The 23,729-nt window shown below is 70.8% G+C and carries 15 protein-coding genes; 8 read left to right on the forward strand and 7 right to left on the reverse strand.

All coding sequences use genetic code 11. The features are described 5' to 3' along the window. Positions 1-318: 318 nt before the first annotated feature. From AC4BEG_RS31350 to AC4BEG_RS31360, 3 genes are all read left to right on the forward strand, one after another. Positions 319-993, forward strand: coding sequence for a S1 family peptidase (locus AC4BEG_RS31350; RefSeq protein ID WP_490703031.1), 675 nt, complete (start codon positions 319-321; stop codon positions 991-993). Between the two features lie 193 nt (positions 994-1,186). Further along, positions 1,187-2,662, forward strand: coding sequence for a DHA2 family efflux MFS transporter permease subunit (locus AC4BEG_RS31355; protein WP_490703032.1), 1,476 nt, complete (start codon positions 1,187-1,189; stop codon positions 2,660-2,662). 17 nt (positions 2,663-2,679) lie between these two features. Next, the gene (locus AC4BEG_RS31360) at positions 2,680-3,444 is read left to right on the forward strand and encodes an SDR family oxidoreductase (RefSeq protein ID WP_490703033.1); all 765 of its coding nucleotides are present in this window, start codon (positions 2,680-2,682) and stop codon (positions 3,442-3,444) included. A 152-nt stretch (positions 3,445-3,596) separates the two neighbouring features. Here the strand turns inward: AC4BEG_RS31360 and AC4BEG_RS31365 are convergent, their stop codons facing one another. Beyond that, on the reverse strand, positions 3,597-6,116 hold the full coding sequence (locus AC4BEG_RS31365; RefSeq protein ID WP_490703034.1) for an ABC transporter permease: 2,520 nt from the start codon (positions 6,114-6,116) through the stop codon (positions 3,597-3,599). Positions 6,117-6,166: 50 nt separating this feature from the next. Beyond that, positions 6,167-6,952, reverse strand: coding sequence for an ABC transporter ATP-binding protein (locus AC4BEG_RS31370; RefSeq protein WP_490703035.1), 786 nt, complete (start codon positions 6,950-6,952; stop codon positions 6,167-6,169). Positions 6,953-7,217: 265 nt separating this feature from the next. On the opposite strand from AC4BEG_RS31370, the gene AC4BEG_RS31375 reads away from it, so the two are divergent. Both AC4BEG_RS31375 and AC4BEG_RS31380 read left to right on the forward strand, forming a co-directional pair. Further along, the gene (locus AC4BEG_RS31375; protein ID WP_490703036.1) at positions 7,218-8,423 is read left to right on the forward strand and encodes a sensor histidine kinase; all 1,206 of its coding nucleotides are present in this window, start codon (positions 7,218-7,220) and stop codon (positions 8,421-8,423) included. A gap of 34 nt (positions 8,424-8,457) precedes the next feature. Beyond that, complete coding sequence (locus tag AC4BEG_RS31380; RefSeq protein WP_490703037.1) at positions 8,458-9,168, forward strand: response regulator; 711 nt, start codon at positions 8,458-8,460, stop codon at positions 9,166-9,168. On the opposite strand, the gene AC4BEG_RS31385 is transcribed toward AC4BEG_RS31380, so the two are convergent. Next, the gene (locus tag AC4BEG_RS31385; RefSeq protein ID WP_490703038.1) at positions 9,165-13,547 is read right to left on the reverse strand and encodes a hypothetical protein; all 4,383 of its coding nucleotides are present in this window, start codon (positions 13,545-13,547) and stop codon (positions 9,165-9,167) included. The genes AC4BEG_RS31380 and AC4BEG_RS31385 overlap by 4 nt on opposite strands. A gap of 412 nt (positions 13,548-13,959) precedes the next feature. On the opposite strand from AC4BEG_RS31385, the gene AC4BEG_RS31390 reads away from it, so the two are divergent. Together AC4BEG_RS31390 and AC4BEG_RS31395 are read left to right on the forward strand one after the other, a co-directional pair. Further along, positions 13,960-16,104 carry a xanthine dehydrogenase family protein molybdopterin-binding subunit gene (locus AC4BEG_RS31390; protein WP_490707267.1) on the forward strand — a complete coding sequence of 715 codons (2,145 nt, stop codon included), beginning with the start codon at positions 13,960-13,962 and terminating at the stop codon, positions 16,102-16,104. Between the two features lie 9 nt (positions 16,105-16,113). Beyond that, positions 16,114-16,584 carry a (2Fe-2S)-binding protein gene (locus AC4BEG_RS31395; protein ID WP_490703039.1) on the forward strand — a complete coding sequence of 157 codons (471 nt, stop codon included), beginning with the start codon at positions 16,114-16,116 and terminating at the stop codon, positions 16,582-16,584. Positions 16,585-16,591: 7 nt separating this feature from the next. On the opposite strand, the gene AC4BEG_RS31400 is transcribed toward AC4BEG_RS31395, so the two are convergent. From AC4BEG_RS31400 to AC4BEG_RS31410, 3 genes are read right to left on the reverse strand one after another with little or no spacing between them, the layout of a single operon-like run. Further along, positions 16,592-16,921, reverse strand: coding sequence for a hypothetical protein (locus AC4BEG_RS31400; RefSeq protein ID WP_490703040.1), 330 nt, complete (start codon positions 16,919-16,921; stop codon positions 16,592-16,594). Next, positions 16,918-21,261: a DUF6531 domain-containing protein gene (locus tag AC4BEG_RS31405; protein WP_490703041.1), complete on the reverse strand. Its 4,344-nt coding sequence runs from the start codon at positions 21,259-21,261 to the stop codon at positions 16,918-16,920. Before AC4BEG_RS31405 ends, AC4BEG_RS31400 begins: the two co-directional genes overlap by 4 nt. Beyond that, positions 21,258-21,812, reverse strand: a complete 555-nt coding sequence (locus AC4BEG_RS31410) for a hypothetical protein (RefSeq protein WP_490701988.1) — start codon at positions 21,810-21,812, stop codon at positions 21,258-21,260. The genes AC4BEG_RS31405 and AC4BEG_RS31410 overlap by 4 nt, the downstream gene beginning before the upstream one ends. A 539-nt stretch (positions 21,813-22,351) precedes the next feature. Between AC4BEG_RS31410 and AC4BEG_RS31415 the strand changes: the two genes are divergently transcribed. Continuing rightward, entirely contained in the window at positions 22,352-22,552 is a 201-nt protein-coding gene (locus AC4BEG_RS31415) for an SCO3870 family protein (protein WP_201875303.1), read from the forward strand. Positions 22,553-22,679: 127 nt separating this feature from the next. Here AC4BEG_RS31415 and AC4BEG_RS31420 read toward each other — a convergent pair whose 3' ends face one another. Further along, a complete protein-coding gene (locus AC4BEG_RS31420) occupies positions 22,680-23,678 on the reverse strand; it encodes an NAD(P)H-dependent flavin oxidoreductase (protein ID WP_490703042.1) in 999 nt (332 codons plus the stop codon). Positions 23,679-23,729: the final 51 nt, after the last annotated feature.

Genomic DNA, 23,729 nt, shown 5'->3' on the forward strand with positions numbered 1-23,729 from the left:
TCTGATCCAGCGTTGCGCGATGGCTCGGAAACTGTACAAACGCCCAGAGTTGGGCGGTTGACCGGCGCCGCGGACGGTGTCGCCCCGCCAACGCCGTGATACTCGGCACAGCCCTTCCCCAGCAGAAGGGCTGAGCGACTCGACGAACTTCAGCGCACGCAAGGAGAATCACTCGTGAGGATCACCGCCATAAGAAAGCGGGCCGTCAGGGCTCTCTCCGCCACGGCTGTGGTGTACGCCGCGCTGTTCAGTGCCGCCGGTCCCGCCGCGGCAGTCCAGGGCGGGCAGCCGGCGCGGGCGGCGGACTACCCCTGGGCCGTGGCGGTCAAGCCTGTGGCGCTCCCGTTCGCCTTCTGCGGCGGCACGCTGATCGCCCCGACCAAGGTCCTCACCGCAGGGCACTGTGTGGACGCCTTCCAGAAGGTCCCAGGACTTCTTCAGGTGGTCTCCGGACGCGACAAGATGTTGTCCTCGGACGGCACCAAGGTGGGCGTCGCCGACGTCTGGCGCCACCCCGACTACGCCACCTTCGACTACAAGGGCGAGACCGGCTACCGCAACGACGTCGCCGTCCTCACCCTCAAGTCGCCGATCGACGCCCCGACCCTGCCCATCGCCCGCCCGGACGCCGACGACCTCTACCAACCTGGCCGGAAGGCTCGGATCCTCGGCTGGGGCACCACCTCCTCCGGTGCCCTCGACGGCGGCGTCCTGCGCACCGCAACCGCCCCGGTGATCGCCGACTCCTCCTGCGGGAGCGCCAGTTCCTACGGCGACGCGTACGACTCCGACCAGTACACCTGCGCGGGTGACTTCGCCAAGGGCGGTGTCGACACCTGCGACTACGACAGCGGTACCCCGCTGGTGGTCGACGGAGTCCTCGCCGGGATCACCTCCTGGGGTGTCGGCTGCGGCAAGCCGGGCTACCCCGGCCTCTACACCCGTGTCAGCACCTTCTCCTCGGAGATCACCGCTCAGCTCGGCACCAGCTGATACGCAGACGCTTTCACCGGCTGGAGGCCGCTTCCGCAGACAGCGGGAGCGGCCTTCGCCGTTCCCGGGCCGGGAGCGATGGGGAGCCCTCCGGGTGCAAACGCGCTGTCCGCATTCCGCCAGACGTCAGGGCCGACTGCCGTGAGACTCGATGTCTATTCCAGTCGACATCTGGCGGAAAGGGTCCGCACTCGTGAGCAAGAGCGAAGAGGCAATCCTCGCCCGGCCGCCTGCCGAAGGTGACTCCGAGGAGTGTGCGGCCCACGGCGCGAGGACAAGTCTCTTGGCCCTCGGCTCGACGCTGTCACTCGGCGCGGTCCTCGCACTGCTGAGCACCACGCTGGTGTCCGTGGGGATGGGCGTACTCGCCCAGGAGTTCTCCGCGGGACTGCCCACCGTGCAGTGGGTGAGCACCGCCTACCTGCTGGCCCTGGCCGTCACGATCCCGGTCGCCGGCTGGGCCATGGACAGATTCGGTGAGAAGAGTCTGTGGCAGGCGTCGCTCGCCGTCTACCTCGTCGGGTGCGTTGCCGCCGGACTCGCTCCGACGGTCGGTGTGCTGATCACGGCACGTGTGGTGCAGGGGATCGGCGCCGCGATGTTCGAGCCGATCATGCTTGCCATGCTCGCCCGGGCCGCGGGGCCCGGCCGGGTCACCCGGGTCATGAGCCTGGTTCAGATCCCTATCACCATGGCCCCGGTCTTCGGTCCCGTGGTGGGAGGCGCACTCCTTGACCAGTTCGACTGGCGGTGGCTGTTCTGGTGCAACGTTCCCGCGGGCCTGCTCTGTGCGGTGCTGGCACACCGGCTGTTGCCCCGGGACGCGCCGCGTGCCTCCTCCCGCGACCGGAGCCTTGATGTGGCCGGGCTCGTGCTGCTGCCCGGCGGTCTGGCGGCGCTCATGCTCGGCCTGTCCCAGGCGGCGAGCACGGGTGAGGGCGCGGCAGGCCGGACGGGGTCCACAGCCGCGCACCTCGTTGTCCCGCTCTCGCTGGCCTGCGGTGTCCTGCTGCTCGCCGGGTATGCCGGGCACGCGCTCCGCACCCGCAAGGTGCCGCTGCTCGACCTTCGGCTGTTCTCCGCCGGCCGGTTCCCGGCGTGTGTGCTGGCGGCGTTCTTGTTCGGCGCGTCCGTCTACGGCGCGATGTTCCTGCTGCCGCTCTTCTTCCAGCAGGTGGGCGAGTTCGACGCCTGGACCTCCGGGCTGCTCCTTGCCCCGCAGGGCCTCGGGACCGTGCTGGTCCTGCCCGTCGTCGGACGGCTGACGGCACGCTTCGGCCCCCGGGCGGTCGTGCTCAGCGGCATGGCCGTCGCGGGCCTCGGCACCGTCAGCTACACCTGGTGCGACGCCCGCGAGGACCTGCCGCTGCTGGTCGTCACTTTGCTGATCCGAGGGGTGGGGCTGGGTGTCACCCTCGCGCCCGCACTCGCGACGGGATTCGCTGCCGTCGCGCCGGAGAGCGTCGGCCGGGCGAGCAGCATCATGATCGCCGCCATCCAGCTGGGTGGTTCTGTGGGCACCGCTCTCCTCGCGGTGGTGCTCCAGCAACAGCTTTCCGCGCACCCCACGGTCGACGACGCCTTCGGCTCCGCCTTCTGGTGGACGCTCGGGCTCTGCGCCCTGGGCACCGTCACCGCGCTCCTCCTGCCACGTCACAGCCTCGATTGAAAGGACCGAGAAGACACATGCCGTACACACCAGCCACCGGCCGAACCCCGCTGAAGAACAAGGGGGTCCTGGTGACAGGAGGTTCGCGGGGCATCGGCGCCGCCATCGCCGAACGTCTCGCGGCCGACGGCGCCGCCGTAGCGCTCACCTACGCCCGCTCCAAGGACGCCGCCGAGGAAGTGGCCGACGGCATCCGCCGACGAGGTGGCCATGCACAGGCCATCCGTGCGGACAGCGCCGACCCCGCCGCCATTTCCGCCGCCGTCGATGAGGCGGCCGAGGGCCTGGGCCGCCTGGACATCCTCGTCAACAACGCGGGAGGCGGCGTCTTCGGGCCCGTGGACGAACTGCCCCAGGAAACCGTTGACACGATGATCGACGTCAACATACGCGGCGTGCTCACTACCATCAGGGCAGCGCTTCGCCATCTGCCCCCGGGCGGGCGCGTCATCACCATCGGCAGTGTGAACGCCGACCGGATGCCCTTCCCTGGTGGCTCGGTCTACGCCATGACCAAGGCGGCGGTCGCGGGGCTGACCCGCGGTCTGGCACGCGAGTTGGGTCCCCGCGGTATCACCGTGAACAACGTGCAGCCCGGTCCCACCGACACCGAGGCCAACCCCGCGGACGGCCCGATGGCGGACAGCATGCGGGGGTGGATGGCACTGGACCGGTTCGCGGCCCCCGACGAGATCGCGGCGTTCACCGCCTATCTGGCGGGCCCGGAGTCCGCGTTCGTCACCGGCGCGAACCTCACCATCGACGGCGGCTTCGCCGCCTAGGCCCTGTCCTGCCGATCTTCGCGGGCCCGCGACGCCTGGCACCGCGCCTCGCCGCGTTGTCGGGATCCGAGGCCGGACCGCAAGACCTGCGAACAGGGGCCGGGTACGGCGCGCGGTGCCCGCGCCGTACCCGGCCCCTTTTGGGTATGTCCCTATTCCGTGTCCGTGCCCACCGCCTTCAGCATCGGGACCGCCATCGCCTGCCGCCCCGGCCACAGCGAGGCGAGGACGCCGATCGCGGCCGTGGCGGCGAAGCACAGGGCCGCCCGGCCCCAGGGGACGACCAGCGGCACACTGGGCTGGGTGAGGACGGCTGCCACACCGATCGCGCTGCCCGCGACGAGGCCGAGGGCCGCCCCGAGCAGCGAGATGGTCACCGACTCGATGCGCAGGACGGAGGCGAGCCGTCGGCGGTCGAGTCCGAGAGCGCGCAACAGGCCGATCTCGCGGACGCGTTCGGAGACGGCCATGCCCATCGTGTTGACCACACCCAGGATGCCGATCAGGACAGTGATGCTGAGCAGGGCGTACATGATGTTCAGGAACTCGGCCGAGTTGCTGCTCGCCGCCTTCCGCACCTCGGCACGGTCCTGCACCAGGAGAGCGGGATTGTCGAGCGTACGCCGGATGTCGCGCTGGAGCGCCGCCGTACGGCCGGGGTCGGCGTCGGCGAGGACCGACTTGACGCGCGCCTGGTCGCCGTGGGCGGTACGGGGCAGTTGGGTGCGCGAGACGAGCGCGGACGCGAAGTCCTTCCCCTCGTAGATGGCCACGACCGGGAGTGCGGTCTTCTGCTCCGTACCGGCCACGTTGCCCGTGACGCGGCTGCCGAGCTTCAAGTGGCGAGCCGCGGCGGTCTCTTCTTCGAGGGCGATGCCGTGGTCGAGACGCTTCAGCGACCCCTCGCGAAGGGTGATGGGGGCCAGGCGTTCCACCGTGCCGGGGGTGACGGCCGCCGCGAAGAGCATGTCCTCGCGGGAGATGCGGATGTCGGTGTTGACGACGGCGGTGACGGCCGCGGCGTCCGGGAGGCGTGCGACGCGGGCGGCGACATCGGTCCCGATCTCCCCGAAGTCGACGGCTGTGATGCGCAGATCGGAGGCCATGGCCCGGTCGGCCTCGTCCTCGTCCACCCGGCTGAGCGACGCCACGACCACCGTGACGGCGGTGACCATGGCGAGGCCGACCATGAGGGTCGCCGCGGTGGCCGCCGTACGCCGCGGGTTGCGGCGCGCGTTCTCCACCGCGAGCTTGCCGCGGATCCCCGCCAGCCGCCTCAGGGGCGTCCGGAGCAGGCCGGTGACGCCGAGGGCGATGAGCGGGGTGAGGACGATCAGGCCGACGAGGAGGACGGGTACGGCGACGTAGAGCATGTTCTCGTCCCCGGCGGCCGCCCAGAGCAGCAGAAGCCCGAGCCCGGTGACCGTCACGCCGACGACACCACGGCGGCGCAGTGACGCGGGGGTGGGCGGACGGCTCGTCCGCAGTGCCGCCACGGGGGAGACCGACGCCGCACGACGGGCCGGGACGTAGGCCGCGAGCATGGTGACCGCGACACCGACGCCGAGGGCGGCCAGCACGGGCGTGGGCTCAAGGATCCGCAACGGGACGTCGACGACGCCGCCCGTGTCCCCGAACAGGCTGCTCAGCAGTGCCGCGACGCCGATGCCCGCCGCGTAGCCGACGACCGACGCGACCGCCCCGACGACCCCGGCTTCGGTCAGCACCTGGCGCATCACATACCGCCGGGTGGCTCCGACCGCGCGGAGCAGGGCGTGTTCACGGGCGCGCGCGGCGCTCAGCATCGTGAAGGTGTTGGCGACGAGGAAGGTGGAGACGAACAGGGCGACACCGGCGAAGCCGAGCAGCACCGTGGTGAGCTTGTCGTCCGATGCGGCCGTGGCCTCGCCCCGCAACTGGTCCGAGGTGACGGCTTCGAGCCCGCGCGGCAGCACATCCCGTGCCCGCTCGGCCAGTTGGGCCTGCGACGTGCCCTCGGCGGCGGTCAGCGTGATCGTCGTGTAGCCGCCCTGAGCCGGGGCGAACTGCCGCATTGCGGTGGTGTTGTCGAACGCGGTGAGCGTGCCGCCGGAGGCGAGGCGGCTGTCCTCCGCGGTGAAGAGGCCGACGACGCGGGCGTCGCGCGCCGTGCCGTTCACGACGATCCGGACCGTGCCGCCGACCCGTGCTCCGGAACGCTCGGCCGCCGCCTTGTCGATGGCGATCTCCCCGGAGGCGCGCGGGCCGCGTCCGGCGGTGAGGGGGTAGCGGGGGTCCTTGCCCCCGGGGCCCGGGACGTAGTTGACGCCCGCGGACCGGTACAGATCGCCGACGAGTCCGTCGTCCGAGCCCGCCAGGAACGAAGGGCCCTCGACCGTCCCGCGTGCCGCCGCGGCACCGGGCAGCGCACGCAGGCGTTTCAGCAGCGCCTGGTCCAGACGGGGTGCCGCGTCGGGGGAGTCCGACGTGGAGTACCGCGTGGACTCCGCGGGCCGCACCGCGACGGACACATCGGGCTGGGAGTTGGCGCGGGCCTTGGTCAGGGCGGCGCTGACGGAGTCGCCGTAGATCAGGGATCCGGTCACGAAGGCGACGCCGAGGACGACGGCGAGGGCGGGCAGCGCGAACCGGAGGCGGTGCGAGCGCAGGGTGCGCAGGGCGGTACGGAGCATGGCGAACCTCCGGGGCGAGGGGCGGCTGCGGGGCGAGTGCGGGACGCCCCTCATCGGACGGCCTGCTGCCCGGCGTCGAACGTCTTCATCTGCTCCAGCACCCCGGCGGCGCTGGGCTTCGCCATCTCGTGGACGAGGCGGCCGTCGGCCAGGAAGAGCGCGCGATCGGCGTAGGCGGCCGCGACGGGGTCATGGGTGACCATCACGACCGTCTGGCCGAGTATCTGCGCGGACATCTGTAGGAACGACAGGACCTGCGCGCCCGCCCGGGAGTCGAGATTGCCGGTGGGCTCGTCGGCGAAGACGATCGCGGGGCGCGACGCGAGCGCCCGGGCGCAGGCCACCCGCTGCTGCTGGCCGCCGGAGAGCTGGTCCGGTCGGTGACCGAGCCGGTCGGCCAGGCCCAGGGTGCTGACGAGCTCCCGCAGCCACTCCGGGTCGGGCGCGATCCCGGCCAGGTCGCAGGGGAGGGTGATGTTCTCCAGCGCCGTGAGTGTGGGGAGGAGGTTGAACGACTGGAAGACGAAGCCGATGCGCTCACGCCGCAGCTTGGTGAGCCGGGCCTCGTCGAGCGAGCCCAGCTCGGTGTCGCCGATCCACGCACTGCCGGACGTGGGCGTGTCGAGACCGGCGAGGCAGTGCATGAACGTCGACTTGCCCGACCCCGAAGGGCCCATGATCGCGGTGAACTCCCCGGAGACGAACTGGGCCGACACACCGGCCAGCGCCGTCACCGCGGTTTCGCCCTCGCCGTAGACCTTGGTCAAGTGGTGGCCCGCGGCGACCACCTCACCGAACCTGGGGGAGGACGCGGGGGCGTCCGATCGCTGGCTCATTGCACATCGCTCCTGCATGACGTTCTCGGGACGGTTCGCGGCCGAAAGGGCACGACCGGTCGAACGGCCGGCCTCGCGGCGGCGAAGGCATCCATGGGTTTCGGGCGGCGGGACGGCGCGGTCTGCGCAGCCGCCTCACCGGGCCGTTCCGATGCTGCCGGGCCGCGGCGCTCCCGCGGATCCACCGGAAAGCCGAACGGCGAGCCACCTCCCTCGGCCGAACGGCCGAGGGGCATGTGGAGCCGCCTGGCGTAGCGTGACCTGCATGATTGCCGCGTTCCTGGCCCGCTCCCCGCTCCAGCGAGCCTTCATCTGCCTCGTCGTTCCCGGGCTGTTCACCCTGGTGGTGCTCGAGGGCCGCAACGCGCCGTACGCCGCCGTGGTGGCCGCGACGGTCGTCACCGGGGCGCTGTCCCTGCTCGCCCTCTTCGCACCGGAGCGTTGGTTCTGGCAGTGCGTCTCGGCCGCCGCGACGGCGTCCCTCACGCTGACCGTCGTGGAGACCCAGCTCGGGCAGCGCCCCGAGAACACGCCCGGGATGGTGGAGCTGGCCGTGCTGCTGCTGGTGGTCACCCGCGCGGCGCGGCGCCTCCGGCCCCTGAAGGCGATCGGGCTCTCCGCGGCGGCCTCCTGCGCGGCGGTGGTCCTCCCCCTGCGTCTGGAGTACTGGGACGACCACCTCTATCTGTTCATCAGCCTTCTCGTCGTGTTCGCCGTACCCTCCGCGGCCATCTTCGGACTGGCGCTGCGCATGCGCGACATCCTGCGGGCCCGGGAGTTCGAGGCCGCGGCCCAGACCCAACGCCTGGAGTACGCACGGGAGCTGCACGACTTCGTCGCCCACCACGTCACGGCGATCGTCGCCCAGGCCAAGGCCGCGCGCTTCACGGCGGACGCCGGACACGTCCAGAGCCCCGAGGACCGGGACCGGATGCTGGCCCAGATCGAGCAGGCCGCGGCCCAGGCGCTGGGATCGATGCGTGCCATGGTCTCCGTCCTGCGGGATCCCGCGACTCCCGCGGCGACCCGCCCCGCGGGCGACCTGGGCGGCCTGCGCACGCTCACGGAGAAGTTCTCGGTCGCGGGGCCGCGCGCGACGCTGACCGTCGACGCGTGCCTGACCGACCGCCCGGTGCCACCGGAGGTCGCCACCACCGTCTACAGCGTCGTGCAGGAGTCACTGACCAATGCGCGGAAGCACGCGGAGGGGGTGACGCAGGTCGAGGTGCGGGTCGCGCCGCACCCCGAGGTGCCGGACCGTCTGGAGGTGTCGGTGAACGACGACGGCCGCCACCGGAACCAGGGCGGGCCCACGGGCGAGAACGCGGCGGCGAACGCCCGAGCGGCCGGTGGGGGATACGGTCTCGTCGGTCTCGCCGAGCGAGTCGAGGGGATCGGCGGGCGGATCAGCGCGGGGGAGCGGCCGGGCGGCGGATGGCGTGTCCACGCGGTCCTGCCACTGACACCCTGACCTCGCACGGACCGCCCGGCGTCCCCCTGGAATCATGTCGTCCATGACGATTCGGGTCCTCATCGCCGACGACCAGGCCATGCTCCGTGCCGCCTTCCGTATGATCCTCGACTCCCAGCCGGACATCGAGGTGGTGGCGGAGACCGCCGACGGGGCGGCGGCCCTCGAGGAGGCATGGCGGCTGCGACCCGACGTCTGCCTGGTCGACATCCGGATGCCGAAGCTGGACGGTCTCGAAGTCACCCGGCAGCTCGCGGGCCCCGGTGTGCCGGATCCGATGAACGTGCTGATCGCCACCACCTTCGATCTCGACGAGTACGTCTACACCGCGCTGCGCAACGGCGCCTGCGGATTCCTCCTCAAGGACGGAGCGCCCGCGCTGCTCACGGAGGCCGTACGAGCCGCGGCCACGGGCAGCTCCCTGATCTCACCGTCGATCACCGTCCGGCTGCTCTCGCATATGGCCCCGCACCGCAACCGGCCGGCGGCCGAACCCGCGGTGCGCGGTGGCACCGGTAACGGGCCGGTCCGGCCGACCGAGCCGCTGACCCAGCGCGAACTGGACGTCGTCCGTCTCGTCGCCCGCGGCCGCACCAACGAGGAACTGGCCGCGGAGCTCTACGTCACGCTGTCCACCGTCAAGACGCACCTGGCGAACGTCCAGCGGAAGCTGGCCGCACGCAACCGCGTCGAGATCGCCGCATGGGCGTGGGAGACGGGCGTCTGCGGAGGCAACGGGCCCTAGGCACTGTCCTGCCGATACTCCGATGGGACGAGGGGCGTGCGGGATGCGTGGTTGAGGAGGGCGGCTGCGGTGGTGTGGGAGTCGGGCATGGGCCAGTGGGGGTCCTTGCCCGTCAGGGCGGCGAAGAGGCGTTGCCAGGCTTCGTCGTCCGTGCCCAGGAGCTTTCCGGCCAGGGCGGCCAGTTCGTTCGTGGCCTCCTGGACGGCGGCCCGGAGCGCGGTGGGGAGTTCCTGGCGGACGGAGGCTTCCGCGAGGTAGTGGAGCATGCGGTTGGCCATGGCACCACCGTGGACGATCTCCTTGCCGGAGAGCAGGCCCCGTTCGAGAAGAGCGTCGAGGACGGGGGCCCACTCCTTGCGCGCGATCGACAGGTTCGGGATGTTCCCGATGGCCGCACGGGCCCAGCTGGGGCCCCGGTCGGTCAGGGTGCGGTCGATGAAGCAGGACCAGTACTCGAACGCCGCCGGCGCGAGCTCGTCCGGAGCGTCCGGCAGCCGGGCGATGTCGCCCCATACCCGCGAGCGGAACGGCTCCTGCTCGTGGGCCCGGATCAGGACGTCCCAGTCGCGGGTGTAGGGCAGGTCCAGGACTTCCTGGTGTTCGTACTCCCCACAGGTGCGGAGCTTGGCGACGAGGCGATCGGTGCTCAGCTCCTTGTCGAGGCGAGCGGTGAGAACAGCGTCCGGGGCGGGCGCGGACAGTGCCTTCGTGGCGACCTTGGCGGCGCCCGCGCTCAGCAGACCCCGGTCGATCAGCGAGCGAAGACAGTCGGGGCCGCCGTGGCGAAGGGCGTTGCGCGCTGCCAGAAGGTGGTCCGGCAGCGGAAGACGCTTGCCCCATGAGGCGAGCGCGTGCTCCACGAGTTCGGGGTCGGCCGCTTCGACCTGAACACGGAGGTACTTCGCCGACCCCTTGTCGAAATGGTGCCGTGCGAGCAGCCGTTCGCGGAGCTCCGGGGCAAGCGGGAGGAGGTCGTCCGGCCCTTCGGCGGTGCGGCCCTGGGGCCTGCGGGAGAGGATGATCCGGCGGATCTCGACGGTCGAGCCGCCGCTGTGGACCTCCCCGTACAGCGCCGCGTTGATCGTGGGGTCGTCCACGGCCAGGAGCCGCAGACGCAGGTCCCGGTGGCGGGAGCCGCGCGCCAGCAGGAGCAGCGCGGCGTGGTCGTCGTGGGCGAACAGATGGTCCAGGAGGGCGTCGGGCACATGGCTGGTCGTGCATGCGCGCTCGGTGAGGGTGAGCGTGGCCCGCGCGTCCAGCCGCGGCAGTACGGCAGCGAGAGCGTCGGTGTCCGCATGGAGCAGGAGTCCGGCGGCGGCCGGGGTGAGTACCGTGGGGACGGTGTCCGCGCTGCCGTGCTCGAGCAGCTCGGCGAAAGGCCGCTCGGCCCCGTCGCTGTCCATCGAGGCGAGCGCGCGCAGCCACCGCTCGAGGTCGGTGCCGAGCCGGTCGGCGACCAGTCGGCGCGCGGCACGCACGGCGACAGTGGCCGGCACACCACGGGTGAACCAGCCGTTCGGCAGCGGGGACATCTCACGTGCGGGCGTCCGGGCGACCATCTCGCTGGGTGCGACGATCCCCTGCCGACAGGCGAGCAGATCGTCCTTCCTGGCCCGGTCGGCCGTCTGCTCGGCGAGGCGTCGGCGTGTGTCGGGCGAGGCGTGCCGGTCACACGCCTCCACGAGCCAGGCGGGATGGACGAGTCCGGGGAAACTGGCCGGGAGCGTAGCGGTGAGGACATCGAGCACATCGGGGTCGGTGGGCAGTGGTGCGCCCGCGACGAGCGTGCGGAGCAGATGTGCGGAGGCGAGTGCCGCTTCCCGGTCCAGGATGCGTTCCCGCTTCCGCTGTTCGCCGTGGGTGAGCGCGGGCGCGGCGGGTGCGGGTGCCTCGGCCGGGTCCGGGGGGCCGGTGGTCCGGGCGTTCGCGTCGAGGCGGGCGAGTTCGTCGGCGTTGGGCCGGGGGCCGGCCACCTGCGCCGCCGCGGTGATCAGTTCGGCGAGTGAGCCGGTGAAGGTTCCGACCAGGTGGAGCGCGATGACCCACGCTTCCGAGTGGCCGGCCAGATGCTTGTGTACGAGGTCGACGGCGTGCCGGTGGGCCCGGGTGCCGACGGCGTCGTGGTGGAGGTGGGTGAGGACCGCCGCGGCCGGCTGGGCGGTGTCGACGAGCCGTTCGGGTTCCAGCAGGTCCCGCTCGACGGCATCGACGAACCAGCGGTGCAGGTTGGCGTCGTACGACGTGGCGCGCAGATGATCGACCGGCTTGGAGTCGAGGTTGCTCGCGGGTGTGGTGAGTGCCTGGCGGATCGCCTCGTCGACGTCCTCGTGGCGGAGGAGCTCCACGATGGGCTCGGGCTGGAAGGTGTGCTCGCGGTGGGCGGCGATCAGGCGCGGGAAATCGTACACATAGGGCTCGTGCACGATCTCCTGCATCAGCCGGCGGGTGGCATTGCGTCCGCGCGGGTCGGCGAAGACCCGGGGCAGCGCTTCGGGGTCTTCGTAGGGCTCCAGCCCTTCCCGGAACCTGTCCAGGCCGTCGGGGTGCTCCAGCGCGGCGGCCGCCTCGACGAGGATCGGGGGCGGGTCGGCGGGGCCCAGGTCGAGGAGTCGGCGTACGGCGTCCGGGCCGCCGCGTTCCCACACCCGGACCACGGAGTAGTGGCGTGCGCTGTCGCTCGTCCACCACGCCCAGGAGTGCAGGACCAGTTCGGGGTCGCCGCTCGTGATCAGCGGGCTGCGCCGGAACTGTTCCCTGGCGGCGAGGAGTTCGGCGCGCAGCCCGGCGTCGAGGGGGACGGGCTCGGTGCGGCCCGGGGTGCGGGGGACGCCGGAGGCGATCGCGCGGCGCAGGGACAGGGTGGCCTTCTGGTTGCGGTACACGGCGGCGTTGACCGTCGGCTCGTCGCGCTCGGTCAGTCGGCGCAGATCGCCCGCGCCGAGGGCGACGTTGCCGCCGATGGCGGCCCGCACACGGGGTGCGGACGCCGCGAGCGCGGTGGGCAGGGCGTGCGACGGCAGCGAACCCTTGCCGAGCAGGGCGTGCAGCAGCTCGTCGGGCAGATGCGGGAGCAGCTCGCGCAGCTCGTCGGGCTCGGCGGCGTACAGCAGGAACCGGTACGGCTTGGTCAGCGCGGGTGGCGTGACCGAGGCCGCGGGCTCGGGGACCGTGCCGTCGGCGATACCGGCCAACAGGTCGGCGAGGGTGCCCTTGTACCGGGACAGGGAGGTGCGCAGGGTGGCCCAGCGCCGCGGATCGCCGCCGAGCTGTCGGTGGAGAAGAACGCGCAGGGGTGCGGTGGGGCCGAGTTCGAGCAGAGCCCGAGCCGCTGTGCGCGCGGGGGTGACGGTGTCGAGAACGAGGGCGCTGAGGTCTGCGCGGTCGCCGGACGGGCCCAGACCGGCGGCGATCCGGAGGAGTTCGGGGTGGCCGGGTGTGCGGACGGCGACGCGCAGCAGGGCCGGGCAGGCGGGTGCGACCTCGGCGACCACCGTGGGATGGGTGCGGTACAGGTCGGTGAGCAGCTGCTCGGGACAGTCGGGGCGGGCCGCGAGGACGCGGACGGCGGGCTCCGGCAGCGGCGCGGACCGATGAGCCGTCACGATGGCGTCCCAGTCGATGCTACGGCGCCAGGCCGGTTCGGCTTCGCCCGCGCGGAGCCCCGCCACCATGCCCTCCGGCCCCTCGGCGGCGGCCACCGCGGCGCGCAGCCGGTCGCGGCCGGAGTCGCCGTTGCCCTCGCTGTCGCTGTCGAGCGCGCCGCGTGCGATGTCGGCAACGGCGGGGTGCAGGAGAGCCGGGCCGGTCGCGGGGTCGAGCAGCACGCGCAGCCGGTCGGGTCGCGAGAACAGCCCGAGTACGGCACGCAGTTGCTCGGCGGTGGTCAGCGCGCGGCCACAGGTGGCCAGCGCGTGCTCGACCAGCTCGGGAGTGTCGCTCACCACGGCCGCACCCACGAAGTGGGGGAGCGCGGGCGCTTCCTGGGTCGTCGCGCGGATCCGGGTCAGCAGCGGGGCGAGGGCGGTCGGCTCGGGGTGCCGCCCGGGGGTGAGGATGAGACGGCGCATCCAGGGGCGGGCCTCGGCATGCTCGTACACGCATTGGTCGACGACGGGGTCGGGGCGCTCGAGCAGCACGGCCAGGTCGTCGACGGCGAGCCCCTTGGCCCGTGCCAGGGCTCGCCGTACCCGCGCGTCGGGGTCGCCTGCCGCCTTCACCCGGGCCTCCGCGCTGAGGGGCACCCAGGTGAGGTAGCGGGGCTCCGCTTCGCCCAGCCGACGGCGTATCCGCCCGGCATCGCCAGGGGCGGCCCCGGCCAGCAGCAGGGCGAGCAGCTGCGCACCGCTCCGGTCGTAGCGGGTCACTGAGCCTGATGTCACCGATCGTGTCCCTTGCGTCTGTCGTCTGTCGTCTTCGGACGGTGGTCCGAGGGGAACCCCATCACACAGGCTCGAATTGTTCTCCCGGAGGGTCGCAAGAGCGTGGGGCTGCGTGGCAAGAAGGTGCTGCTGGTGCGCTGAGCCCGGATCCGGCCGGGGTTCCGCCTCATCAACTCCCGCGGCAGCAATTCCGCTTCGGCAGGCAACCCAAAAGAAACAAGACACCTCATACCAGTGGGACGGACCCGAGTACGCACGACGTGAACGGCCCGGCGCGCGATGCGAGGAGCGGGCGACGCACAGGGAGGGTTGTCTGTTGGACGGTTTCGAGTCTTCCGCCGCCGGCACCGGCACGCCCCAGGACGGGGTGCCACAGCCGACAGCGTCCGGGCAGTCCCGTGAGACCGGCCGGCTGTCCCGCCGACGGTTCGTCGTCTCTTCGCTGGCGGCGTCCACCCTGACGATCGCCGCACCGCTCGGCTGCGACACGTCCTCGGCGGAAGGCGCCGAGGGTACCCCGGAGCCCGCGCGCAAGCCGTCCGGCGTCGTGGTGACGGGCGCCGACGACGAGATGCTGGTCCTCCAGGTCACGGCGACGAACAAGGTGATCGTGCGGCTGCCCCGGGTCGAGGTCGGCCAGGGCATCACGACCGCGGTCGCCATGATGATCGCCGAGGAGCTGGACGCCCGGCTCGTCGACGTCGACATCCCGCTCGCCGACGCCCGGGACAAGGGCAACCAGTACACGGGCGGCTCGAGTTCGGTCAGCTCACTGTACGGTCCGGCCCGCCAACTGGCCGCCACCGCACGCGCCAGGCTGCTGACCGCGGCTGCCAGACGGTGGCACCTCCCCGCCCGGACCCTGCGCACCCGGGACACGATGGTCATCGCGCCGGACGGGCGCACGGCCACCTACGGATCACTGACCGCGAGCGCCGCCGGGATCCATCGGCCTGCCGTGTCGAGCAAGCCCAAGCCCCCGTCCCGGCATCGCGTGATCGGACGGCCGACGACCCGGATCGACGCGCGGGACATCGTCACGGGCAAGGCGACGTACGCCGGAGACCTTTCGGCGGCCGGAGCGAAACCGACCGTGGTGGCCCGGCCGCCGACGATCATGGGAAAGGTCGTCTCGGTCGACGACAGGGCGGCCCGCGCCCTGCCGGGCGTCCGCGCCGTCGTCAGGATCCCCGGAGGCGTCGCGGTGGTGGCGGACACCTTCCACCACGCCTTCAAGGCCAGGGACGCGCTGCGGATCACATGGGCCCCGGGCCCGCTCGCGCCCCTGTCGGACGCCGCCATCCGGGCCCGACTGCGGGCCGCTGTGCCACGGCTCGGCACCCCACCGCGCGGATCGGCGCAGACAGAGGCCGAGTTCGAGTTCGCCTTCGTCAGCCACGCCCCGATGGAGGTGCTGACCGCGGTGGCGGATGTGCGCGCCCACCGCGCGGAGTTCTGGTTTTCCACACAGACGCCGATGGACGCGCGGGACAGCATCGCCGAGGCGATCGGACTGCCGAAGTCCAAAGTCCGGGTGCATGTCGTGCGCGGCGGGGGTTCGTTCGGACGGCGGTTGAACTTCGATGCCGCGATCGAGGCCGCACTGATCTCCCAAAAGGCACGCGTGCCGGTGAAGCTGATGTGGAGCCGGGGCGACGACATACGGCACGGCAGGATGCGCCCGGCCAGCCACCACAGGATCCGGGCGAGCCTCGCGCGGGGAAAGGTGGTGGCCTTCGCCCACTCGATGGCCTCGGTGAACGAGTCCTCGGCACAGCAGGGCACGGCCGCGCAGGGCGGTGTGACCACCACCACCTCCACCGCCGCTGCCGCACACACCGGGGGCACTCCCGCGGCGGGCCCGCTCCCCAGCGACGATGGACTGTACAACTTCGGACGCGTCTCGAAGGAGTCGGGCGGGGTCGGGCTAACGATTCCCCTCGGCGCGTGGCGGTCGGTGGATTCCGGGACGACGAGGACGGCCGAGGAGATCGTCGTCGACGAGGTCGCCAAGAGCCTGGGCAAGGACCCGGTCGCGTTCCGGCGCACCACCCTCCGGAACAAGGCAGTCAAGGCCGTACTCGACAAGGTCGCGACCGCCGGAGACTGGGGCCGGACCATGCCGGCGGGCCAGGCCCAGGGCGTGGCTGTCCACGAGGAGTACGGCTCCTGCGTGGCCTGCCTGGTCGAGATCGACGCCACCGATCCGAAGAACCCCCGGGTGACCAAGGTGGTGATGGCAGCCGACGTCGGAAAGGCCGTCAACCCGCGCGGCCTTGAGGCTCAACTCATGGGCACCGCGATCGACGGGATCTCCACGGTTCTGCGGGCCGGCCTCCACATCGACCGTGGCGCGGTCCGCGAGAGCAGCTTCTCCGACTTCCATTACGCCCGCGGGCGGCACGCGCCGCTGCACTTCGAAGCGCACATCATGCCCTCCCGGCGTGACCCCGGAGGGGCCGGTGAACTCGGCGTCCCCGCGGCTGCGGGCGCCGTCGCCAACGCCTATGCGCGGGCGACCGGTACCCGACCCCGCCGTTTCCCGGTCAACTTCTGAGAGGTACCGATGCCCTCCTACGCCTTCGTCCTCAACGGGAAACGGGTCACCGTCCAGGCACCGGCCGATATGCCGCTGCTGTGGGTGCTGCGCGACATGCTGGGGGTCACCGGCCCCAAGTACGGCTGCGGCGTCGGGGTCTGCCGCGCCTGCACCAGCCATCTCGACGGCGAGGAGATCCAGCCCTGCACCGTGCCCGTCGCGGACTGCGCGGACCGCTCCGTCACCACCATCGAGGGCCTGGCCGACGGAGACACCCTGCACCCCGTACAGCGGGCCTGGCTCGACTGCGATGTCGCGCAGTGCGGCTTCTGTCAGCCGGGACAGATCATGGCCGCGGCAGCCCTGCTGAAGAAGACGCCCCGGCCGACGGACGCCGACATCGACCGGATCGAGAACGTCTGCCGCTGCGGCACCTACTCCCGGATACGCGAAGCGATCAAGAAGGCCGCCGCAGCCAGTCGGCCCGCCGAGGACTGACAGCGGGCTATGTCCCGGCGTCGTCCACCGCGCGCAGAGCGCTTTGCAGCGCATGGCGTAGGTGTGTCCGCGCGTCCCCCGCATCGGCCTTGTTCAGCAGGGCCGACAGGAATTCCGGGTCCGGGTAGCCGCTGTCCTGGGATTCCTTCGTGGCCCACAGCTGTGACCAGATGGAGATCATCATTTCGTTGCAGGCTTGGGCCTGCGCGAGCCGATGCGGACCTTCACCGGTGAAAACCTCGCGCGCCGAGACCCCCAGCCGATGGCCCACGGCGATCAGGAACGTCTCCCTCGCAGGCGAATCCAGAATTGCCAGTACGCGGTCGCGAGCACTCATTGGTCCATGTCCCAGAAATCTTCGTCCGTCATCGGCCGACCTCCACCATAGGATTCGCGAGGCAGTGAATCCACGTCGTACCCACGTGACCGCAGCACGGCAATCCTGGTGTTTCCGTTCATGATAGTGCCGTCGGGCTTGACGATCAGTGGCTCGTGCGCCCCTGGCCGCAAAGAGAAGACGATGTCTTCCGTGTCTTGTTTGTGCCAGAAGTCCAGTGAACTCTTGTCGAGTGAGCTGTCCGGGTGCAGCGATTGCAGCGGCGGATCTCCACAGCCTTCGAGGCCGAGCGGGTCCTGCCAGGTGTGGGGGTTGTGCACATAGGCCCGGGGATGTGGTGCCGGGGCGAGACCGAGGGGGTCGGGGGTGAGGTACTGGGCGGTTTCGGGGTCGTAGTAGCGGTGGTGGTTGTAGTTCAGGCCGGTTTCGGGGTCGGCGTACTGGCCGGGGAAGCGGAGGGGGCAGGTGGTGGTGTCGGATGGGGTGGGGAGGGGGGTGCCCCAGAGGGTGGTGCGGTGCTGCCAGGCCAGGTGGCCGTCAGGGGTGATGAGTTCGGTCGGGGTGCCGATCGGGTCGGTGACGATGGTGTGGAAGCGGGTGGAGCCCGGTTCCTGGTCGACCTGGGTCAGGGGACGGTGGGTGTCGGGGGAGTAGTCCCAGGTGGTGGTCAGGCCGTCGTGGGTGGTCCGTTCGGCCAGGCGGCCGGCGTCCCAGGTGAAGGTGAGGGCGGTTCCGCCCTGACTGCTCTTCGCTGTGCGGCGGCCGAGTGGATCGTAGGTGTAGGTCCACTCCTCGCCGTCGGGGGTGGTGGCTTTGGTGAGGCGGTCTTCGGCGTTCCAGGTGTAGGTCCAGGTGCGGGTCCGGCCGTTGAGGAGTTTGCGGGTCTTCCTGATCAGGCGGCCTGCCGCGTCGTGCTGGTACCTGGTCCGGCCGGCGTGGCGGATGAGGGCGCCGTCGCAGGTGCGCTCACCGGCGGCGGGGTGGTCCGGTGCGGTGGCGTGGGTCTGGTTGCCCACCGTGTCGTAGGCGTACTTCTCCGTCCAGCCATGTGCCTGAACGGCCGTCACCCGCCCCACGGGGTCGAGGGTGAACCGGCGTGTTCCGGTGGTGAGTTCGCGGATCTGGGTGACGTAGCCGTCGGGACGGTAGGTGTAGGCGCGGTGCTGGAGCAGACGCTCCTGGGGGGAGGTGGTGATGGTCTGGGTTGCCAGGCGGCCGACGTCGTCCCAGCTCTGGGTGAGGGTGAGGTCTCCTGCGGTGTGCTGGGTTTCGTAGCCGGCCGCGTCGTGGGTGAAGGTGAGGGTGTGGCCGCCTGTGGTGAGGGTGGAGGGTCGGCCCGTCGGGTCGTAGGTCCAGGCGGAGGTGAGACCGGAGGGTGTGGTGCGGTGGCTCTGGTTGCCCGCTGCGTCATAACCGTACGTGGCCGTCCGGCCGTTGACCGTTTCGGCGAGGATACGGCCGAGTGGATCGCGCTCCAGGGTCAGCTGTGCGGCATCGTTCGACGCGTGGGTGAGGGTGCCGTTCGGGTCGTAGGCGTAGGTCGTCACCTCGCCGGTGGACTCGTCGTGCTGCGCGACCACGCGACCCGTTGCGTCCAGGGTGTAGCGCAGTGTTTCCCCGAGCGCGTTGGTCCGGGCGGTGAGACGGCCCGCCGCGTCGCGTTCGTAGGTGCGCGTGGCGCCGTTGAAGTCGGTTTCCGCGGTCAGGTGGCCCGCGGCGTCATAGGTGTAGTGCCACTGACTGCCCTGCGGATTGGTGACCTCGGTGAGGCGTAGTTCGGTGTCGTAGGTGAAGCTGTAGTGGGCGCCGTCGGGGTCGGTGCGGGTGGCGGGCTGGTCGAAGTGGGTGTGGGTGTAGGTGGTGGTGTGTCCGGCTTGGTCGGTGTGGTGGGCGAGGTTGCCTTCGGTGTCCCACTGCCATACCTCACGGACTCCGTCTGGTCCCTCGCGCCAGGCGGGTTCGCCCTCGAGGGTCCAGCCCTGCCGGGTGGTGTTGCCCAGGGGGTCGGTGACGGCGGTGACCAGTCCGTGTGGGCCTCGGCGGGCGCGGGTGGTGTTGCCCAGGGGGTCGGTGATGGCCATGGGGAGGCCGGCCGCGTTGGTGGTGACCTGGGTGGTGTTCCCGAGTGCGTCGGTGATTGTCGACAGGTGTCCGGACCCGTTGTAGGTGTAGTGGGTGGTGGCGCCGGTGGGGTCGGTGGTGGAGGTGCGCGCACCGCGGTCATCGTAGGTGTGGCGCCATGTGCCGCCGTTCGGCTCGCGGATCTCCAGGGGCAGACCGCGGTCGTCGTAGGTGGCCTCGGCCCTCGTGCCGTCGGGGCGTTCGACGGCGATCAGGCGGTCGAGGTCGTCGTAGTGGTAGCGGGTGGTGTGGCCCAATGGGTTGGTGACCGCGATGGGATGACGGTTGTTGTCGTCCCATTCGGTGTGGGTGGTGTTGCCCAGCGGGTCGGTCTCCGCGATGACCCGGTATGCCTCGTTGTAGACGTAGGTGGTGGTATTGCCGAGGGAGTCGGTGTAGCGGTTGGTTCGGGTCCCGTTGTCGTAGTGCATGCGGCCGGAGAGGATGCCGTCCGGGCCGATGCCCCGCAGGACGCGGCCGCGATGGTCGTAGACATAGGCGTAGGTCGTGCCGTTGCGGTCGGTCCAGGACGTGATGCGGTGTGCGTCGTCGTACTGGAAACGCAGCGGCAGTCCGGTGGAGTTGATGACCTCGCTCAGGTCTCCGGCTTCGCTGTAGCCGTATGAGATCAGGGGGGTGCTGTGCTGATGCTCTGCGCCGTGGAGCAGACGGAGGGTGGTGATGCGCAGCAGCTGCGGATCGGTGTCGATGGCGATGCGGTAGCCGCCGGAGTGGGTGATCTCCGTCGGTGCGCCCTGCTCGTCGTAGGTGATGGTGATGCGGTCGCCTTCGCCGGTGCGGTCGGTGATCGCGGTCAGGGCCAGTTCCCGGCCGCCTGCCGGGAGGGGGGCGAAGTGGAGGGTGCGGTGGTGTTCGGGGGTGGTGATGGTGAAGGTGCCGTCCGGTTTGCCGTCCCAGCGAAGTGGCCAGCGAGGACCGGAGGTGGGAAGGGTGGGGACACCGGGCTCGGGGATCGGGTAGGTGAGGAGCATGCCGTCGTCGGTGATGTAGACGACGCCCGCGTCGTCGATCTCCAGGCGCTGGTCGAGGGTGCCGGCCCAGGTGCGGCCGAACCAGCCGCCGCACGGGTGCCCGGAGACGTAGTGCCGCTCCAGGACCAGTGGCAGTACTCCGGGCAGGGTGACGTCGGTGGCGGACATGACCATCTCGCCGGTCGCCACATCGATGGGCTCACCGGTGGTGCACCGGTCGGTGTTGCAGGTGTTGTTCTTGTTCGGATCGCTGTCGGTGCGTTTGCGGGCGCTGCCGTCTCGGCTGAGGGCGCGTTCGCGGTTGAGGAGGCGTTGTGCGGCGTTCTTGGCCACGTTGCCACCCCGGCGGATGGCGCCGGTGCCGCCGCTGGCCAGTGCCAGGAGGAGGTCGGGGGTGAGTTGTCCGGCGGCGCGGGCGGGGTTGCGCTGCCATTCGTCCCAGTTGACGACGGCCTTGGCGAACTCCTTGGGGTGGTCCACGGCGTAGGCGGCCCCGTCTGCCATGCCCGCAAGCCGCAGCCCAGCCCCCTGGGGCCCGTCCTCGACGAGATACTCGAACTCCTTGTACCACCCGTGCGCGGTGTCCTTCGCGCCGCCGAAGAAGTCCCCCCACTTCTGCTTGAGGTAGTCCACGCCTTTGGGAGCCGGGGGCTTGTCCGGGGCCTTCTCCTTGGCGGTGTCGAGTGTGCGCTTGGCCGTGTCGACGACGAGGTTGAGTTCCTTCTCCAGCTTGTCCAGGCGCTTGTAGCAGGCGTTCAGAGCGGCCATCCCCGGATCGTCCTCCGGGGGCTTCTCCGGCAGGGGATCGTCCTTGCGGTCCTCCGCGTCGGCGTAGTCCTTCACCTGCTGCCAGTAGCGCTTGGATGCCGCTCGTGCGTCATCGGCGTCGTCGATGATGGGCTTGACGCGCTTTTGTACCGACCGCAGCTTTCCCGCATAGGAATCCAGCGCACTGGCGGCGGAGGTGAAGTAGGTCTTGGCCGAGCCCAGCTCCTTGGGCAGCTTCTCCGTCGCGCCCTGGAATCCCTCCGACGCCGCACCGGTCCAGTTCATCAGGGACAGCACGTCGAGTTGTTCGACCCCGTCCTGGAACGCGCCCGCGTAGGCGCGGAGTTTGACGGCCAGGTCTTCGACGTCGGTGGGGCTGCCGGGGATGACATCGGAGGGTTTGGCGTTGGGGGGTATGCGCTCGGTCGAGCCGCCCTCGGTCGCGTCCTTCTGGGTCATGCGGTCACTCCCTTGGAACCGCCGTCGACTTCCCAGCCGCCGTCGTAGCGAAGCCGCGGGTTGGTGGGCACGTCTCCGGTGACGGTGGTGCCGTCATCGTCGAGCCACGGTTCCTTGTAGATCTCCGGCGGTGGATCGAACTTCGGCCGGTAGCCGTCCTTCCACGCCTTCATGCCGTATTCGCCGAAGGGGAGCTTGGCCATGTTGTCCTCGGTCGGCGCGAAGTCCTTGATGCGCAGCAGGTCGGCGAGCATATAGGCGGCGATCACCTGCCGGAGGGTCTGCACCACCGTGTCCGCGTGCTCGGCCACCCGCCCCATGCCGAACCCCCAGGCGGAGAGCAACTTCTCCGAGGAGTCGTAGATGTCGAAGTCGGCGGAGGTCCCGATGCTGTCGGCCAGCGTCTTCCAGTCCTTCTTGATCTTCCGCGCGGCGACGACCGACTCCTCCAGCGGCGTCAGCACCTTCTGTACCGAATCGATCTCCACCCGGTAGCCATCACCCGGCTTCGGACCATCCGCCGCCGAACCACCCTTGTCATCCCCCGACACCGACCCGCTCCCCCCGCTCCTCAACGGCCCTCAGGGCCGCCTCGCCATCCCGTGAACATCCGTGATTTCAGCGGATCCACCGCTGCCCGCGTCCCCTCGGGCATCAGCTCCACCAGATCCTCGACCGTCGTCGACGCCCACGCGCACACACACCCGCGAACAGCGCTGGCCGTTCCACAGAGGTGAAGACGGGCACCACTGGCCCTACGCCGTGTCGGAGACCAGAAAGCCCGGTTCATCCGGCCCGGAACCACAGGCGCGCGGAGGGCAACGCCGCCGGCTATTCCCGCTCTAACGTCTGCGCTGCGTTTCCCTGCCGCACCACGTCGACGAGCGTCGGCCTGCCATCGCGCTCCGGCGTACCCAAGTCGCCCCCTCCCCCGAACATGAGATCAATCTTGACACAGGGCTGTGGCTTCGTGGTCCCGTGGTGTTGGCCTGGCTGGGGCGAGGCCCGGGCCAAGTCATCCCACAGAGATACGAGTTCGCGATTAGACTCGAAGATCATTGTGTTGAACTCATAGGTCAAAGGAGATGGAATGACACAGCCTCCCTTCGCCGCTCTGTCCACCGCGATTGCGAGTCTTGGGACCGTGCTGGGCTTGTTCACGGTCCAGTTGCGCGCGGACGGTTACGAGCAGTACGTCGAGTCCATGGCCAACGCCAGTGTCGTGATGTGGATCACGGCCTGCCTGACGGTCGTGACGTGGATCCGCTACCGGCAGACGAACTCGAACTGAGTTCCACGGATGCCGGACCGGCGCCGGGTGTCCGGCCCGGCGCCGGTCCGATGCGGGCGCTCGCGGTCGTCAGACGTTCAGGCGAGAGCGGCACGCGCGATGTCGCCGTCGGCACGACGTCAGGGTGTCAGGGTGTCCGCATCGGCCCCAAGAGGGCCGCGGCACCGGCGGCGATGTCGGCCACGATGCGGCCCGCCGGGGCGACGTCGTGGACGAGCCCGGCGCTCTGGCCCGCGTAGAGGGCAAGAGCCTCCAGGTCGCCCGACATGCCGGGCACGGGGACCATGTCCTCGTAACGCGACCAGGTCCGCCCCTCGGCGCTGCGGGCCACCACGGCGCCCTCGCCGGGACGGTTCGGCGCGGTGGGACAGCCCGCGGCCTCCCAGGCGCTGAGCGTGGCATTGCGCAGTGCGCGATGCGGGGCGTTGGGCCAGCCACCGTCGAAGCACCGCGTGTGCACGGCGTCCTGCGGAGCCGCCCGGATCACGGCTTGGCGGTAGACCTCGTGTGTGGCTGCCTCGTAGGCCGCCAGGAATCGGGTGCCCAGCCATCCGGCCTGGGCCCCGAGAGCCAGTGCGGCGGCGAGTCCGCGCCCGTCGGCTATGCCGCCGGCCGCGATGACGGGCACCGGGTGCACAGCGTCCACGACCGCGGGCACGAGCGCCATCGTGGTGGTCTCCCCGCGCACGTGGCCGCCTGCTTCACACCCTTGGGCCACGATCACATCGACGCCCGCGGCAACGGCGCGTTCGGCCTCGGCGACGGAACCGACCGTGTGGAGGTGAATGGCACCGGCCGAGTGCGTGCGTTCGGTGACAGCCGAGGGATCACCCCAGAACGTCGAGATGATCGGCACGCCTTCCGCCAGGCAGGCGTCGAGAAGCTCGTCGACCGGGAAGTCCAGCACCAAGTTCACGGCGAAGGGCCTTGGCGTCAACCGCCGCACCACCCGGATCCGGCGCACCGCCTCTTCCGGGGTGACCCACGTCAGGGCGAGGGTGCCGAGCCCGCCCGCGTCCGCCACCGCAGCCACCAGGTCTGTTGTGACCGCAGACCCGATGGGCGCCTGCACCACGGGCACCTCGATCCCCAACTGCCGACACAGAGGTGTGGTCAACGCCGTCATGCCGCCCTCCCCACGTGAGGCGTTTCGGTTTCCGAATCACCGGGTGATGTT

It is taken from the genome of Streptomyces sp. JLBJ103, assembly GCF_058215575.1.